Origin of the sequence: Streptomyces sp. CC53, from assembly GCF_001865245.1 — a bacterium.
Taxonomy (GTDB): Bacteria; Actinomycetota; Actinomycetes; order Streptomycetales; family Streptomycetaceae; genus Streptomyces.
Genome location: NZ_MKXB01000207.1, coordinates 17578 through 32925, shown reverse-complemented (window position 1 = coordinate 32925; position 15348 = coordinate 17578). Strand labels below are relative to the sequence as shown.

Below are 15348 nucleotides of genomic sequence, written 5' to 3'. Positions count from 1 at the left end.
CTGGCTCAGGTGGCGCTGCTGGTGGACGCCGTGGACCGGCGGGCGGTGGAGCTGGCCGAGGCGGCGGGGCGGCTGCCGGGGGCCCTCGCGGAGGCCGAGGCGAACCTGGCGGAGGCGGCGAAGGTGCTGGAGGACCTGTCCGGGGGCCTGCCGGGGGCCACCGCCGAGGGCGTGACCAAGGCCGATCTGCGGGGCCGCGCCGCCCGGGCGGAGGCCGTCACCGGGGACGTGCGCCGGTCGGTGGAGGAGGGCCGGTACGACCCGGTGGAGGCGCTGCGCCGGGTGGCGGAGGCGGACGCCTCCCTGGGCGCCGCGCTCGCCGCCGTGCGGGGCCGCGGCGAGGAGGCGCGGCGGGCCCGGGCCTTCCTGGAGCACGCCTTGCTGTCGGCCCGCTCGGCGGTGGGCGCCGCCGACGTGTACGTGGCCGTGCACCGGCCGCTCGTACGGGCCCCGGCCCGCACCCGGCTGGCCGAGGCGCTGCGGCGGCTGGACGAGGCGTCCGGCGGCGCGGAGGACGCGCTGCCGTCGGTTCAGGAGGCGGACGGCCTGGCCCGCTCGGCCCAGGCGCTCGCCGAACAGGACGTACGGCTGCACGGCACTTCCGCGGCGGGCTGACCGCGGCCGGGCCCGGCCGGCGGCAGCGGTGCCGGGGGCACGGGCGCTGCGCCCCGGAGGACCCGCGCTGCCCCCGGCGGGCTGCGCCCGGGGAGGCCTTGCCCGCCCGGCAACCGCCGCCCGCCGCGTGTCAGTACATGTCCAGCAGCTGGTCCACCGTCAGCTCGGCCGGGGCGCCGCCGTCCCCCGTCGGGAGGGGCAGCTCGAACCACACCGTCTTGCCGTGCGGGGTGCGTCGGGAGCCCCACCCCGCGCTGAGCATGCCCACGAGCTGGAGGCCCCGCCCGCCCTCGTCGGTGTCGCGGGCGCGGCGGCGCCGGGGCTGGACGAGGCCGCCGTCCCACACCTCGCACACCAGGGTGCGGTCGCGCAGCAGCCGCAGCCGGATCTCGCCCTCGCCGTACCGCAGCGCGTTGGTGACGAGTTCGCTGACGAGCAGTTCGACGGTGTCGACGAGGGCGTCGAGGCCCCAGGCGGCCAGCTTCGCGCAGGCCAGTTCGCGGGCGCGCCCCACCGAGCGGGGCTCGCGCGGCAGCCGCCAGTCGCCCACCGCATCCGCGGGCAGCCCGCGGATGCGGGCCGTCAGGAGGGCGATGTCGTCCTGCCCGTGCCGGGTGTCGAGGGTGCCGAACACGTGGTCGCAGACGTCCTCCAGGGGGCGGCCGGCCTGGCCGAGGGCGCGGCGGAACGCCTCCAGGCCCTCGTCGAGCGGGTGGTCCCGGGACTCGACGAGCCCGTCGGTGTAGAGCGCCAGCAGGGCGCCTTCCGGCAGCTCGACCTCGACCTCCTCGAAGGGTTCGCCGCCGACGCCGAGCGGCATCCCCGGCGGCACATCGAGCAGCATCGCCTCCTCGCCCGGCTCGACGAGGACGGGCGGCATGTGCCCGGCGCTGGCGAAGGTGCACCGCCGGGTGACCGCGTCGTACACCGCGTACACACAGGTGGCGAGGTACACCTCGGACAGTTCGGGCCCCTTGGGCCGGGCGCCGGTCCGCGGGGCCCCGTCGGCGCCGCGCGGGGCGGGCACGCCGCCGGGCGCGCCGAGGCCGCGGGCGATCTCGTCGAGGTGGGACAGCACCTCGGCGGGCTCCAGGTCGAGCTGGGCGAGGGTCCGCACGGCGGTGCGCAGTTCGCCCATGGCGACGGCCGCGCGCAGTCCGCGCCCCATGACGTCGCCGACGACGAGGGCGGTGCGGTGGCCGGGCAGTTCGATGACGTCGAACCAGTCGCCGCCGACCTCGGTGGCGGCGTTGCCCGGCAGGTACCGGCACGCGATGTCGAGGCCCGCGGCCTCCGGGGCGCCGGGCGGCAGCAGGCTGCGCTGCAGGATGAGGGCGCGTTCGTGCTCGCGGCGGTACAGGCGGGCGTTGTCGATGCACACGGCGGCGCGGGCGGCGAGCTCGACGGCGAGGGCCCGGTCGCGCTCCCCGAAGGGCTCGCTGCCCTTTGTGCGGGAGAACTGGACGAGCCCCACGACGGTGTCGTGGGCGACCATCGGCACGGCCAGGGTGGAGTGGACGAGGCCGCCGTCCCCGCCGGGGACGAGGGCGGGCCGGCCGGTGCGCAGGGCCTCGGCGCAGGGCGAGGCGTACGGGTAGCGGTGGACGGCGCCGACGTGCGGGGAGGCGGTGCGGCCGTCCTCGCAGCAGAGGCCGGCGGCGGTGCTCGCTGCGCCTCTTCCGGTGGTGCCGGTGGCGAGCGGCGCGTCGGACACCGCGCTGGCGAAGGCGACGCGCCGCAGGCGCGCGGTCGGCCCTGCGGGCTGGCCCGCCGGCCGGCCCGGTGGGGCCTCTTCGCCGGTGAGCAGCGCTTGGTAGAGGTCCACGGAGGCGAGGTCGCAGAAGCCGGGGACGGCCACATCGAGGAGTTCCCTGGCTGTCGTCTCCAGGTCGAGGGAGGTGCCGATGCGGGCACTGGCCTCGCCCAGGAGTGCGAGGTTGCGGCGGGCACTGGCGGCCTCACGGGCCGCGTTGTGACGCCGTGTCACGTCGATGCCGAGGCCTGCGACGCCGATGGGGCGGCCGGAGCCGCTGTGGACCCGGTAGAGGTTGACGGACCAGTGGCGGCGCTCGGTGTCGCCGGGCACGGTGCCGACGAGTTGGAGGTCGGTGACGGCCTCACCGGTGTCCAGGACCTGCCGGAGCGCCGCGGTCATCCGGTCGGCTTCCTGGCGGGGCAGGTAGTCGTGGGCGCAGCGGCCGCGGTGCGCCTCGGCGGTGCCGCCGAAGACGGTGGCGAAGCGCTCGTTCGCCCGCTGGACCGTGAGGTCCGTACCGAAGAGCACGAAGCCGAAAGGGGATTGACCGAAAATAGCCTGTGATGCGGCCAGGTCCGTCTCTATTCGGCGTAGGGCCCGTACGTCCACGGCGATGCAGACGGCACCGCGTTCGCCGTCCTCGGTCTCGCTCGGCATGACGTACACCTCGGCCAGGCCGTGGGCGTAGCGTTCCCCGGGGATGCGGAACGGGACGAGGCCGGTCCACTCCTTGCCGTCGAGCACCTCGGCGACCTTGCGGTGGCCGCGTGGGCGCAACTCGGCGGGGATCAGGGCCTCGACGGGGTCCGTGCCGCGGACCTCGTGGGCGGCGAGGCCGAACAGCTCCGCGGCCCGCAGGCTCCAGTGGTCGACGAGCCCGTCGGGGCCGATGGAGAAGGACGCGACCTTGATGTAGTCATAGATCGAGCCAGGCGGGCTGCTCTGCCACATGACGCCGTTCGCCGTCTCAGGTGTCTCGCTCACGCGACCGTCCCCTCCAGCTCACCGCACCGGACCGGCCATTCCCGCAGTATTCAGCACTACGGCCCGGGTCGGCACGCCGTTCACGATCACAGGGTGGTCTCGTTCGTTTCCCGCCGAGACGGAAGTGATCGTTGTCCCTTCCCTCTTCTAACCCGGCAGGGCCAGCTCGAACCACACGGTCTTCCCCGACCTGCCCTTTCGTGTTCCCCAGCGGCGCGCGGTGCAGGCGACGAGCTGCAGTCCGCGACCGCCTTCGTCGTCGGGGCCCGCGACGCGTTCGCGGGGCGGATCCGGAAGCGGATCGGACACCTCGACGAGGAGCGCGGGGTGGGCGGGCACCGGCAGCGGCTCCTCCAGGTCGGGCTGGAGGCGGACGAGCCGCACTCCGATCGGACCGTAGGCGTAACGACAGGAATTGGTCACCAGTTCGCTCACGAGGAGGACGGTCACATCGCCGAGGGCGGCGTCGAGCTGCCAGGAGCGGAGGGTGTCCCGCACGACGTGGCGGGCGGTGCGCACCGCGTCCAGTTCTCCGGGAAAGGTCCATTCGGCGCACTCGCCCTCGGTGTCGATCACGCCGCTCACTTCCCCGGACCAGGAGCAGACCCGCGCCCGATTTCAGGCGGTTATTCGGCTCATACCCGAAATGCTGTGCCGACTATCGCAAGACGGCCCCTGGGGTGGCACGAACGGCGTACGCCCCGCGGGACGTCGCACGCCGGCTGACCCGTCAGCCCGGAGGGCGAGGCCGCCCCTCCGGGTTGCCTGCCGGAGGTCCGGCCATCTGGTCCGCCCCTGCACGCATCGGACTTGCCGGAGCGGAGGGACCGGGGCGGGGCGGCACACCAGAGGGCGCGCGACCCGTCGGCGGCAGCGGACCCGACGGAGGCCCCCTCGCAAGAGCTCGGCATCCGCCGGCACCGCCAAGGGAACCGCCGGTGACGCCGCGCGCCCCATACCCGCCGGCGCCGCTGACAGGACGGGAGGCGGATGAACACCGCCGGGCGCCCCACGTCCCCGGCGGCGACCGCCCCGCCAGGCCGAACCCCGGCCCGCCCACCTCGCCCGCCCCATCGCCCCCTCGAACCGGCGGACCGACACCACCGCACCCCTCACCCTCTCGGCGGCGACCGCCCCGCCAAGGCCCGGCCCCGACCCGCCCACCTCGCCCGCCCCCACCGCCCCTCGCCCCGGGCGGCGGACCCTCCAGGTGACGCGGCCCGCCGCCCGGCGGGACGCCTCGAACTGGCGCGCCCAAGGGGCTCACACGTCGCGCACGGTGGGCGAGAACTGTCGGATGCGGGGCTCGGGCGACCCGTCCGGCGGGCCCGGCCCCTCAGGCGTGCGGCCCGCCCCGCGTGCCCGGCCCGTCGGACGCCTGCGGCAGGTCGGGGAGGAGGCGCACGGCCTCGCGCACCGCGGGGATGTCCTGCTCCAGCCAGTCCAGGCTGTCCCAGTCGCGGCGGGTCACCCACCGCAGCAGGTCATGGTCCTCAAGGGGGCGGGGCTCACCGGACCGCACGCGGGCGGTCCACACCTGCATGACGAAGCCGCGCCCGAGGGGCCACTCCCCGGGGATCCGCTCGTCCGGCTCCGCCTCGATCCCCAACTCCTCGCGCAACTCGCGCACGAGGGCCTCGCGCGGGCTCTCCCCAGGCTCCAGCTTTCCCCCGGGCAGCTCCCAGCGGCCTGCCACCTCGGGAGGCGCACTGCGGCGCGCGGCGAGCAGCCGTCCGCGGTCGTACACCGCTCCTGCGACCACCATGCGCTCCGTCACGTCCGCCGCATCCGTCATGCGCCGGAGCGTACCGGCACACCCGGACGCCGGTCAGCGCGCCGGCTCGCCGATGCGCTCGACCCAGTAGAGCTGCCGGTGTCCCCGCAGGTCGAGTCGGTCGACGACCCGCTGGGCCTCGTCGCGCGTCGCGTACCGGCCGACGCGGTAGTGGTTGCCGTTGTCGTCCTGCCGAATGACCTGCCAGAGCAGGGTCGCACCACTGTCGGACATCACACCGCTCCCCCCGCCGGGTCGCATGTCTCCAAGGATTCCGATGAAACCGCAATCCGAATATGCCTGAGCTTACGCCTGACCTTCACACAGCGGATACGTGTTTACACAAAGAGACACATTCCAGCCAGCGGACACGCATGAGAGAGGGCGCAGCCGCCTGGCTGCGCCCTCCCCGACGCACGACCCACCGGACCACACCCACACCACAGCCCCCTCCCCACTCGCCCCGCACCCCTCCGCACCCGCCCGGCCCGCACCACGACCCACGCCCCACACCCGCCCGTCCCGCACCCCTCCGCACCGCACCACGACCCAAGCCCCACACCCGCCCGTCCCGCACCCCTCCGCACCGCCGGGCGGGACGCGCCCAACACCCGTGCGCCGCCGTGACGCCTCGCGCGGCACGCCCCCTCCGCCTCGCGCCGCGCGAGCCATCCGCCCGTCAGCGCACGGGCAGGTGGTAGGCGACGCGGTAGCGGTCGGCCGGGATGACGAGGTCCGCGGTCTCCACCGGGCGGCCGGAAGCGAAGTACGTCCGCTCGACGACCATCACGACATGGCCCGGGACACCGCCGAGCACGAGCAGTTCCTCTGCGAGTCCGGGGCGGGCCCCGACCTCCTCCGTCACGTTGTCCACGACGACGTCGATGGCGGCCATCCGCTCCACGACACCGCAACCGCCCAGCGGCCCCTCCTCCGGCAGCATCACCGGGGTGCGCCCGGTCAGGGACAGCGGCTCCCAGGAGACGGAGAGCATCATCGCCTCGCCCGCGTCCCGGAAGACGTACCGGGTGCGCATCACGGGGTCACCGGCCGCGATCCCCAGCCGGTCGGCGACGGCCGGGCCCGCGCCCTGCCGTTCGCTGCTGGACTCCCAGGTGCCGCGCGCCCCGTCGGCGGCCTGCTCCTGACGGAAGGGGTTGACCGAGCCGGCGGCCGGCCGGTAGCCGGAGCGGGCGATCCGGCGCGGGACGGGCCGCTCCCTGACGTAGGTCCCGGATCCTGAGCGCCCCTCGACCAGGCCCTCGGCCATCAGGACCTTGCGAGCCTCCAGGGCGACGGTGTCGGAGACGCCGTACTCCTCGCGGATGCGGGCCTGCGAGGGAAGCCGGGTGTGCGGCGGCAGCGCGCCGTTGACGATCTTCTGCCGAAGATCGCTCGCAACGCGCAGATAGGCGGGCTGCTCACCGAAAGTCACGGGCCACTCCCATCAGGTTGACAGACAGCTACAGATTCGCAACCGAGAGTTGAGCGCCGCAACCACGGGCCAACGTTTCACTCGAAGTGATGACGTGAGGGTGGGACGCCGTTTGGCCCCCTGCTTACCTCGGGTAGCCCGTCAGCTCGCTCCCTGACTCCCCGACGGCACCGTCGCGAGGTTCAGCGCCTTGCGCGCCTCCCTGCCGAAGTCCACCGGCAGGGACCCGTACGCCGTGTCGTAGCGCTCCCAGTAAGTGTCCGGGTCCTTGGCGGCCGCGACCGCGGCCCAGCTCTCGCCCGCCGCCGCCAGTTGCTCCGCCAGCTCGGCCACGGGCTTCGCCGCCTCCCCGCGGTAGGGGTGGCCCTTGAGGGCGGCGGCGGAGGCCCCCAGCGCCTTCGCCATGCGCCCGGCCCAGGCCGTGTTGGCCTCCAGATCCGCGTCGGGGTCCGCCTCGGGCTCCCCGTACCAGACCTCGTCCACCGGGTTGACGGCCGTGAGGAACGCCTGCTGATCCCCGCTCAGCGTGGTGGCGTCGCTGCGCAGCGAGCCCGTCAGCTTGCCGGTGTCCGCGGCGAACATACAGGTGACGGTGCGGTCACCGAGGAACCGCCAGCTCTCGACGGTGGGGTGGTAGTAGAAGAGCACGGCGTCCCGCGGCACGGCCCAGGTGTCCAGCGCGTACGCGTCCGCGATCTCGCCGCAGCGCTGCTCGGCCTGCCGCTCGATCGGCTCGACACCGGGGTAGGCAGCTCCGTCGAGCCGGAAGGACCCCGTGACCTCGGCGTCATGGGGCTCCTCGCAGGGCACCTCGGTGATCGCGGCGACCTCCTGTTCCCCGGCGGCGCCACCCGGCTGGTCGAAGCAGGTCCCGCGCTCCAGACGGTGGACGGACGCGCCGTCGCCGCCGCCGCGCAGTTCGTCCACCAGCGCCGGAACGCCCCCGCCTGCCAGACCGACGGTGAGGGCGACGGCGACCAGCAGCGTGCTCAGCGCGGAGAGGACGATGCCCGCCACCGCCATGCCCCCGCCCCGCCGGCCGTGGCGCCTGATGCCGCGCAGCGCCATCACCCCGAGGACCATCCCCAGCGGCGGGACGCAGCACACGATGCCGGTGACCAGGGAGGCGACGGCCAGTCCGCTGGTCGCAGGCGGCGGATACGGCGGACCGGACGCGTAGGGCTGGTGGTCGGGAGCGGGCCGGTCCTGGGGGGACGTCGGTGACACGGGGGGTGGGCTCCTCGTGGGGCGGGAAGGGCGGTACCGAAGGGGCGGACGGTACCAAGTACGGACGGCGCACGGGGAACCAGAGGGAGACGCCCGGGCGACGCGCGCCCTGCGCCGCCTCCTCTCCGGACCGACCAGGAAGGGCACACCCGTCCGATGGTCCGCCACCCGGCCGCCGCCGGGCCGGCGGTGCGACCCCCAACCCCTCCGCCGGAAGCGGCGTCCGCCACGACGGAGTCTCCTGCGAGCGGCCCGGCCCGACGAGGGCTCCGCGGGCGCGAACCCACCGCTGAGACCCTCTCGTGCGGCCCGCCGGCCGAAGGCCCCGTCAGCGGGGGCCGGCCACGGCCGGGCCGCCCCTCCACGGCTCCGCCCGCCGTCCGGCGGGGCGCGCCCGCGGCACGGCACGGCCCGGGCCCGGCCCCGCCCCGCCCCGCCGGGCCGTGCCGGACGGGGGAGGGGCGGGCGCCGCAGTCGGCGCCCGCCCCTCGTCAGCCGGGGTGTGTGGGACCCCGTGTGGTGTCAGCGGGTCAGAAGACCAGCGCCCAGGAGTCGATCTTTCCGGTGTCCCACCAGGCGTTGTCGCTCACGCGCAGCTTCCACGTGCCGTTGGCGCTCTCGGCGGAGGCGTCGACGGTGTAGGTGGTGTTGATGTTGTCGCTGCTGCCGCCGGTGCCGTAGTCCTTCAGCGTGTACGCGGTGCCGTCCGGCGCGACGAGCTGGACGCGCAGGTCACCGATGTACGTGTGCTGGATGTTGACCTCGACCTTGAGGGCGGAGGGGGCGTTGCCGGACCGGTCGGCGACGCTGATCGGCGACTCGACGGTGGCGTTGTCGTTGATCGTGTAGTCGCCGGTGTTCTCGTAGCGGTCGCCGGTGGGCGGCGGGGGCTCCTCGCCGCCGCCGGAGCCCACGTAGAGCAGGCGGTTCGGGCTGCCGGAGCCCGGGCTGCCGACGACTCCGCTGGTGGCGGCGGTGGTCAGCGCCGAGGACACCTGCGAGGGCGTGGCCGACGGGTTGTTGGCCAGGTACAGCGCGGCCGCGCCGGCGACGTGCGGGGCCGCCATCGACGTGCCGGAGATGGTGTTGGTGGACGTGTCGCTGCTGTTCCACGCCGAGGTGATCGACGAGCCCGGCGCGAAGATGTCCAGCACGCTGCCGTAGTTGGAGAAGCTGGAGCGGGCGTCCGAGCTGGTCGTGGAGCCGACCGTGATGGCCTCGGTGACCCGCGCGGGCGAGTAGTTGGAGGCGTTCGCGTTGGAGTTGCCGGCCGCGATGGCGTAGGTGACGCCGGAGGCGATCGAGTTGCGCACGGCGTTGTCGAGGGTGGTGTCGGCGCCGCCGCCGAGGCTCATGTTGGCGACGGCCGGCTTCACCGCGTTCTGGGTCACCCAGTCGATGCCGGCGACGACTCCGGCGGTGGTACCGGAGCCGTTGTTGTCGAGCACGCGGACGGCGACGATCTTGGCCTTCTTGGCGACGCCGTACGCCGAGCCCGCGACGGTGCCGGCGACGTGGGTGCCGTGGCCGTGGCCGTCCTGGGCGACGTTGTCGTTGTCGACGGCGTCGTAGCCGTTGACGGCGCGGCCGCCGAAGTCGTTGTGGCTGATGCGCACACCGGTGTCGATGATGTACGTGGTGACGCCCTCACCGCCCGGGTCGGGGTAGGTGTAGCTCTGGTTCAGCGGGAGGTTCCGCTGGTCGATGCGGTCCAGGCCCCACGAGGGCGGGCTCGGCTGCGTGCCGTTGATGGTGAAGACGCGGTCCTGCACCACCGACTCGACAGCCGGGTCGGCGGCGAGCTTCTTGGCCTGGGCCTCGGAGAGCTCGACGGCGTAGCCGTTGAGGGCGGCCGTGTACGTCTTCTTGATCTTCGCGCCGTACCGCTTCGCGAGGTTCTTGCCGGACGTGCCGTCCGAGTCGGCGCGGGACTCGTCGAGGGTGACGACGTAGCTGCCGGGCACGGCGTTCGCGTCACCGGCGTACTGGATGACGCCTTCCGCGTTGCTGCCGGCGGCGGCAGCCGGCAGGGCGGAGAGGGAGCCGAGAGCGAGGGCGGCGACGGCTATGGCACTGGCTGCGGCGACTCTTCGCCGCGGGGTACGCATCACGGACATGTGAGGGGTCCTCCTCATTGGTGGTGCGTTGCTGTGGGGGTTTCCTGGCAGGTGCATGACAACCCCTGTTCGCATGCACGACGAACCACACCACCCTGGAGCGGCGTTGCCCGTCTCGGTCTGCCAGCCGAAAGATTGACCGATCCATAGGAATCCCACAAGGGTGCCGTCGCATCGGCAACACGTGTGCAACACAACGGACATGGCGTCCGCCGCGGACGGAGCGGCGGCCCCCGTCGGTCACGGGTGCGGAGTCCGATCACCCGTTTCCGGGCTGACCTGGCAGTGCCCGCGCTGCGGCGGCCCCTGCGACCCGGACTTCACGGCGGGCGCGGCGCAACGGACGGCGTTCGCCGACCGGGTGAACTCCCCGTGGCGCCACGGCGAAGCGCTGCCGTTGTCCGATCTCCGTACGTCCCAGGCGAGGGCGGCACGCCGCTCGCGCCCCTCACGGAGCGGGTTTCGGTCGAACTCGGCTCCCTCATGCGGAGCCTGTCGTTCACGCCCCGCGGCGCCGTGATGCCCGCATCGCCGGCCCGCCGCACCTGACCGGGTCGCCCCGGGCGGTCGCCGCCCTCGCGGTGCCCGAGCCGTACGCGCACGACCCACTCCCTGGTGCCCGAGCCGCGGGCGCAGGGCCCGGCCGTCCGGCCCCACGGCTCGGCCCCACGGCTCGTCGCCGTGCAGGCGGCCTGCGGCCTTCCCGCCGCAGGCCGCCCGCGACATGAGCCCCGCCACCCGCACCGACCGTGGCGGAGGGCACTGCCCGCCCCCTGCCCACTCCTCCGCGGACCCCGCCGGAGCCTGCGAGCGGTACGGGACGCCGGCGTGGCTGATTCCGCACGATCACGCACGCATGGATCCGGCCAATACGGCACTGCATCGGCTCCCGAGGCCCTACAGCTCCGGTCAGCCCCTTACGAAATCGCCCCCGGGCCCGCACGTGGAGCTGCGGGGCACGGGCCGGGGGCCCCCGGACCAAGAGGAGGAGGGAGAACGACCCGGCGGCCGGCTCGCCCCCCGGCGCCACGTCCGGGAGAGCACCGTCCGCGCCGAGACTCCGCGAAGGGCCTACACGCGCCCGGACTCCGCGAGCCGGACCTGCTCCTCCTCGACGATCCGGCGGGCCAGCACCCCGTCGGAGACGTCCACCGCGTCCGGCGCGGCCTCGGCGACGTCGCTGCGGCGGGCGTACGCGTCGAACATCCGGCGGCTCCCCCACCGCTGGGGCACTCGCCCCGAGCCGGCACCCCACGGTGAGGGAGAGGCCCGCCCGGGGCGGCCGTGCGCGCCGCGGGGGCCCGGCACCGCCCGGCACCTGGGCCCCGGCACCGCGGTCGCGGCTCGGCGCCGCCGCTCATGGCGACCAGGGGCGCCGGGCAGCCCGCCCTCGACGCGCGCCACAGGGGCATGACGCGGTGAGCCCGGCCCGGGCGGTCGCGGGGAGCTGCGGCACGGCGGGCCCTGACCCCCGGGGGCCGCGCACCCGCCTGCGGGCTCAGTTCTGACGCGACCGGACGCGCGCGGCACCACTGTCGGCCACCGCGCCGCCCTGACCGGCCGCCGTCAGCAGCCGGTACAGCCGGCGGGCGTCCTCGGGCAGGTCCCTGCGCCAGCCCATCTCCACGACGGGCCACAGGGCGACCATCCCGCCCCACAACCGCACGCTGACGCCGATGTCGACATGGCAGCCGTCTCCGTGCGGCGCCACCCGGAAGTCATGGCGCGGCACCTGGCTGCCGAGGGGGGTCCACAGCCGCTCCCCCAGGAAGCTGATCCTCCACCCCTCCTGATCCAGCCACCGCTGCAACAGCGTCTCCCGGCGCCGCCCGGGGAACCGGTACCGGTACGTGCCCGCCCGGTCGACACGGATCTCGGCGACCCCGGAGTGCCAGCGGGCGAGGTTGCACCCGTCGGCCAGGAAGTCGAACACGTCGGCGGCGGTCCGCGGTACGGCCACGGAGACTCTCACCTGCGGCATGGGGGCACCCCCTTCGTCGAGCACCCCCTCCCTTCCACCCACGGCGGCCGGGATACCGCCCAGGCCCCCGGATTGCCTCGTTCGGCCGCGGCCCCGCGCCCAGTCGCCCCGGGGAGCGCCCTGCGGCACGGCCGATCGACAGAGAACGCTCCCCACATGGTCCCCATGGGGAGCGTTCTCCTTTCTCAGGCCTGCGGGTCAGAGAATGAACCTGTCCGCTCAGACATTGAAGCGGAATCTTCAGCACAGCGCTCCGACCTGCGAGAACACCGTTTCCGGAGCCCCCATCCAGCACCGATCCAGCACGGTGCAAGTTCATCCGGCACATCCAGCACGCACGACCGCGACGAAGCCCGTCGCCCGCACCGGGGACGCGTTGTGTACACATGAGTCACTCGGTACGCTTGAGTGCATGACGCAGCCGCTGCCCATAGAGTCCATCCGCGATGTGCGTGCCCACCTCGCCGAGGTCGTGGAGCGCGCCGATCGCGACGACGTACCCACAGTGATCACGCGCCGGGGCAAGGAAGTCGCCGCCATCGTCTCCATCGAGGTACTGCGCAAGTACCAGGAGTGGGAAGAGCGCGAGATCAATCGGATCATCGACGAGCGCATGGCCAACCCCGCGCCCGGCATCCCGATCGAGGACATCATGAGGGAGACGCTGGCGCGCGGTGAGTGAGTACCGAACGGTCTTCCGCCCCGAGGCACAGGCCGAGCTTCGGAAGATTCCCCGCGACATGGCGCTGCGCATCCTGGCCAAGCTGACCGAGTTGGAGACCAACCCCCTCGGCTTCAGCACCACCGCACTCGTGTCCCAGCCCGAACGGCGCCGCCTGCGCGTCGGCGACTACCGCGTCGTCTACACCATCGACAACGGGGAACTGGTGGTCTGGGTCGTTCACGTGGGACACCGGTCCACCGTTTACGACACCTGATTGCTGCTGACCACACGTCAGAACATCCAGCGCCCATCGAGCACGGTGACGACGAAGGGGTCGGACTCGATAGAGCCCGACCCCTTCTGACCTGCATGTTTGCCACATCAGCGACGTGGTGTCACTTCATCCGCTCACACATTGAAGCGGAACGTCTGCGGACTGATCCTGACCTGCGGCGGAGCCCCGCGCAAGGCCCTGACCTGGGATTCCTCGGTGGCATCCGTTGAGTCCCGACGGCCGTTTACGGGTGTCCTGCGGACTGTCTGCGGACCGGAGGACACCCTCACTCGGATGACGCAGGCCTCTCATCCGTCATACCCAGACGCGCCTGTTCCTCCTCGACGATCCGGCGTGCCAGCTCGGTGTCTGACACGTCGACCGCGTCCGGGGTGGCTTCGGCCAGGGCGCTGCGGCGGGCATAGGCATCGAACAGGCGCATCTTGGTTTCCAGCATCTTCACCATGCGTTCGTCCACGCCTCCGGTGGCGAGGAGGCGGTGGACACCAACCGGCCTGACCTGGCCCATACGGTGGGCCCGTGCCACCACCTGATGTCCGGATGGTCGGCTTGATCTGGGGTTCACAGATGACGACGACGGAGGTGGCCTGCACGTTGAGGCCGACGCCCGCTGCCTGGATCTGCCCCAGGAGCACCGCCGGGCCCTGGACACCGGCGAAGTCGTCGACGATCTCCTGGCGACGCTGGGCGGGGACGCCGCCGGTCAGCGGACCGAACACCGGAGTGGCCCTGGCGGTTCCGGCCGCGAGGGCCTCCTTCACCACGCCCAGTACGTCCTTGAAGTTTGTGAAGACCACCGTCTTCTGCCCGTTCTCGCCGGCCTCCTGAACGATCTCCCGGAGCCGGTCCAGCTTGGCCGACTTCTCGGGGCGCATGTACAGGGCCCGCGAAGCCGTGCGCGCGGGCAACTTCAACGCTCCGCCCACAGGCCGACCGTTGGGGACCGCTTGGCCTTCGGGTTCTTCTCGGAGTGCGCTTCGTCGACCACCAGCAGCCCGACCTCCCCACCGCCCGGTGCGGGAAAGCCGCGCAGCGCGCCGAACGTGGTCACCCCGACACCGTCCCGCCCCTTCCGGTCGGCGAACGCGTAGTGCCGGTCAGGACCGTGGAGCACCATGACGCGCAGGGCGCTGCGGGCCTCGATCTCCCGTGTCCAGTTGACGAGGACGCTCGCCGGGCAGACGACCATGAAGTGACTCTGTCCCTCGGCAGCCAGGTGGGCGAGGACGGCGATCGCCTGAATGGTCTTCCAAGGCCCATCTCGTCGCCGACTGTGTCCCGCTCGCCACGCCCCACGCTTCCCGCCCCTCGCCGGCCCTCCCCGCGTCTTCCCACCGCCCCCACCGGGCCTCGCCGGGCATTCGCAGCTCCCCTGCGGAGCAACCGAACCTCGGGGCGGTCATGCACAGCCCCGGGCTTACGACCACCGGTAGGATCAGCACCATGAGCGGTAGTAGGAAGTATTCGATCAGCTTGCCCGAGGATCTCGCCGAGGCCGTACGCGCCCATGTCGGACCCGGCGGTTTCTCCGCCTACGTCGCCGAGGCTCTCGAACAGCGGGTCGCCATGGACAAGCTCCGGGAGATCGTCGCCGACTTCGAGACCGACAACGAAGCCCTCACCCGCGAGGAGGTCGAGGCCGCCCGGGCGCTGCTGCGCCACGACCACCGACAGGCCGGCGGGGCCGCCGCCTGATGCCCGGCACGCTCCTGCTCGACAGCGAAGGGCTCTCGAAGCTCTACCGCAAGGACCGCACCGTCGTGGCTCTGGTCCAAGCGGCATCGGAAGAGGGTGTCCGCGTCGCCACCAGCGCCATGACCACGCTTGAGGCCGACTACGAGCGCATCCACCCGGCCCGTATCAAGTGGGTCCTCTCCCGCGTCGACGTTCACGACATCACCAAGGAGATCACCGACCAGGCCGCCGCGCTTCTGCGCGCCCATCACCTCCACGGCCACAAGTACGCCATCGATGCCGCCTTCGCCGTCATCGCCCGCAACGCACCCCGGCCGGTCACCGTCCTCACGTCCGACCCCGAGGACCTGACAGTCCTGTGCGGCCCTTCCGTGGAAGTCGTCAAGGTCTGAGGCAGCCTGACGCCGACCAGACCCGCCGCCGCGCCACGTCACGGGGCAAGGACTCCACGCGGACAGACGCCTGTGCCCGACCTGCCAACAGGCGGGTCGGGCACAGTTCTTGACGAGAGGTCACACGTTGAAGCGGAACGCCTGCGGCCCGATCCTGACCTGCGGCGGAGCCGCACGCACCGCCCTGACCAGGCATTTCTCCGTTGGCGTGCGTTGGGTCCCGATGGCTGTTTACGGGTGTCCTGCGGACTGTCTGCGGACTGGCCTACGGGGTCTCGACGGAGTCGAGGTGCCTGCGCAGCTCCGCCGCGACCTTGAAGCGGAATATCGACGACTCCGATGACCTGCGGGAACAGCTCCGCGCGCAGGACCGGTCCAGCGTGGATCCAGCAACCGTCCAGAGTGCCGGGCCA

13 protein-coding genes and 2 pseudogenes are annotated in these 15348 nt (G+C 73.1%); 5 read left to right on the top strand and 10 right to left on the bottom strand.

The features are described 5' to 3' along the window. A pseudogene (locus BJP40_RS34710) lies at positions 1–615 on the top strand (TPM domain-containing protein); the annotation flags it as partial. A 130-nt stretch (positions 616–745) separates the two neighbouring features. Here BJP40_RS34710 and BJP40_RS28050 read toward each other — a convergent pair. The 9 genes from BJP40_RS28050 to BJP40_RS28015 form a co-directional block, all read right to left on the bottom strand. Next, a complete protein-coding gene (locus BJP40_RS28050; protein ID WP_079171531.1) occupies positions 746–3322 on the bottom strand; it encodes a SpoIIE family protein phosphatase in 2577 nt (858 codons plus the stop codon). 180 nt (positions 3323–3502) lie between these two features. Beyond that, positions 3503–3940 (bottom strand): ATP-binding protein, encoded by a 438-nt coding sequence (locus tag BJP40_RS28045; protein WP_071283188.1) that lies wholly within the window; start codon positions 3938–3940, stop codon positions 3503–3505. A 751-nt stretch (positions 3941–4691) separates the two neighbouring features. After that, positions 4692–5150 carry a (deoxy)nucleoside triphosphate pyrophosphohydrolase gene (locus BJP40_RS28040; RefSeq protein WP_071283186.1) on the bottom strand — a complete coding sequence of 153 codons (459 nt, stop codon included), beginning with the start codon at positions 5148–5150 and terminating at the stop codon, positions 4692–4694. A gap of 33 nt (positions 5151–5183) precedes the next feature. Beyond that, positions 5184–5363, bottom strand: coding sequence for a hypothetical protein (locus BJP40_RS28035; RefSeq protein ID WP_071283184.1), 180 nt, complete (start codon positions 5361–5363; stop codon positions 5184–5186). A gap of 445 nt (positions 5364–5808) precedes the next feature. Beyond that, on the bottom strand, positions 5809–6564 hold the full coding sequence (locus BJP40_RS28030) for a GntR family transcriptional regulator (protein ID WP_071272764.1): 756 nt from the start codon (positions 6562–6564) through the stop codon (positions 5809–5811). A 141-nt stretch (positions 6565–6705) separates the two neighbouring features. Next, entirely contained in the window at positions 6706–7791 is a 1086-nt protein-coding gene (locus BJP40_RS28025; protein ID WP_071283183.1) for a DUF4190 domain-containing protein, read from the bottom strand. Positions 7792–8321: 530 nt separating this feature from the next. After that, positions 8322–9908, bottom strand: a complete 1587-nt coding sequence (locus BJP40_RS28020; protein WP_071283182.1) for a S8 family peptidase — start codon at positions 9906–9908, stop codon at positions 8322–8324. A gap of 1071 nt (positions 9909–10979) precedes the next feature. Further along, positions 10980–11114 (bottom strand): hypothetical protein, encoded by a 135-nt coding sequence (locus BJP40_RS35985; protein WP_256220833.1) that lies wholly within the window; start codon positions 11112–11114, stop codon positions 10980–10982. Positions 11115–11406: 292 nt separating this feature from the next. Beyond that, complete coding sequence (locus BJP40_RS28015) at positions 11407–11889, bottom strand: SRPBCC family protein (RefSeq protein ID WP_143066042.1); 483 nt, start codon at positions 11887–11889, stop codon at positions 11407–11409. Positions 11890–12301: 412 nt separating this feature from the next. On the opposite strand from BJP40_RS28015, the gene BJP40_RS28010 reads away from it, so the two are divergent. Both BJP40_RS28010 and BJP40_RS28005 read left to right on the top strand, forming a co-directional pair. Next, entirely contained in the window at positions 12302–12571 is a 270-nt protein-coding gene (locus tag BJP40_RS28010; protein WP_071283180.1) for a type II toxin-antitoxin system Phd/YefM family antitoxin, read from the top strand. Continuing rightward, positions 12564–12827, top strand: a complete 264-nt coding sequence (locus BJP40_RS28005) for a type II toxin-antitoxin system RelE/ParE family toxin (protein ID WP_071283178.1) — start codon at positions 12564–12566, stop codon at positions 12825–12827. Before BJP40_RS28010 ends, BJP40_RS28005 begins: the two co-directional genes overlap by 8 nt. A gap of 286 nt (positions 12828–13113) precedes the next feature. On the opposite strand, the pseudogene BJP40_RS28000 reads toward BJP40_RS28005, so the two are convergent. Beyond that, a pseudogene (locus BJP40_RS28000) lies at positions 13114–14183 on the bottom strand (SNF2-related protein); the annotation flags it as partial. Positions 14184–14291: 108 nt separating this feature from the next. On the opposite strand from BJP40_RS28000, the gene BJP40_RS27995 reads away from it, so the two are divergent. Both BJP40_RS27995 and BJP40_RS27990 read left to right on the top strand, forming a co-directional pair. Further along, positions 14292–14543: a hypothetical protein gene (locus BJP40_RS27995; protein WP_018845686.1), complete on the top strand. Its 252-nt coding sequence runs from the start codon at positions 14292–14294 to the stop codon at positions 14541–14543. Beyond that, on the top strand, positions 14543–14935 hold the full coding sequence (locus BJP40_RS27990; RefSeq protein WP_071283176.1) for a DNA-binding protein: 393 nt from the start codon (positions 14543–14545) through the stop codon (positions 14933–14935). Before BJP40_RS27995 ends, BJP40_RS27990 begins: the two co-directional genes overlap by 1 nt. The last annotated feature ends 413 nt before the right edge of the window (positions 14936–15348 follow it).

Excerpts from the sequence above, each read along its gene's own strand:
- BJP40_RS28050 (WP_079171531.1), bottom strand. The coding sequence starts at position 3,322 with ATGTGGCAGAGCAGCCCGCCTGGCTCGATCTATGACTACATCAAGGTC.
- BJP40_RS28040 (WP_071283186.1), bottom strand. The coding sequence starts at position 5,150 with ATGACGGATGCGGCGGACGTGACGGAGCGCATGGTGGTCGCAGGAGCG.
- BJP40_RS28035 (WP_071283184.1), bottom strand. The coding sequence starts at position 5,363 with ATGTCCGACAGTGGTGCGACCCTGCTCTGGCAGGTCATTCGGCAGGAC.
- BJP40_RS28020 (WP_071283182.1), bottom strand. The coding sequence starts at position 9,908 with ATGTCCGTGATGCGTACCCCGCGGCGAAGAGTCGCCGCAGCCAGTGCC.
- BJP40_RS35985 (WP_256220833.1), bottom strand. The coding sequence starts at position 11,114 with ATGTTCGACGCGTACGCCCGCCGCAGCGACGTCGCCGAGGCCGCGCCG.
- BJP40_RS28015 (WP_143066042.1), bottom strand. The coding sequence starts at position 11,889 with ATGCCGCAGGTGAGAGTCTCCGTGGCCGTACCGCGGACCGCCGCCGAC.
- BJP40_RS28010 (WP_071283180.1), top strand. The coding sequence starts at position 12,302 with ATGACGCAGCCGCTGCCCATAGAGTCCATCCGCGATGTGCGTGCCCAC.
- BJP40_RS27995 (WP_018845686.1), top strand. The coding sequence starts at position 14,292 with ATGAGCGGTAGTAGGAAGTATTCGATCAGCTTGCCCGAGGATCTCGCC.
- BJP40_RS27990 (WP_071283176.1), top strand. The coding sequence starts at position 14,543 with ATGCCCGGCACGCTCCTGCTCGACAGCGAAGGGCTCTCGAAGCTCTAC.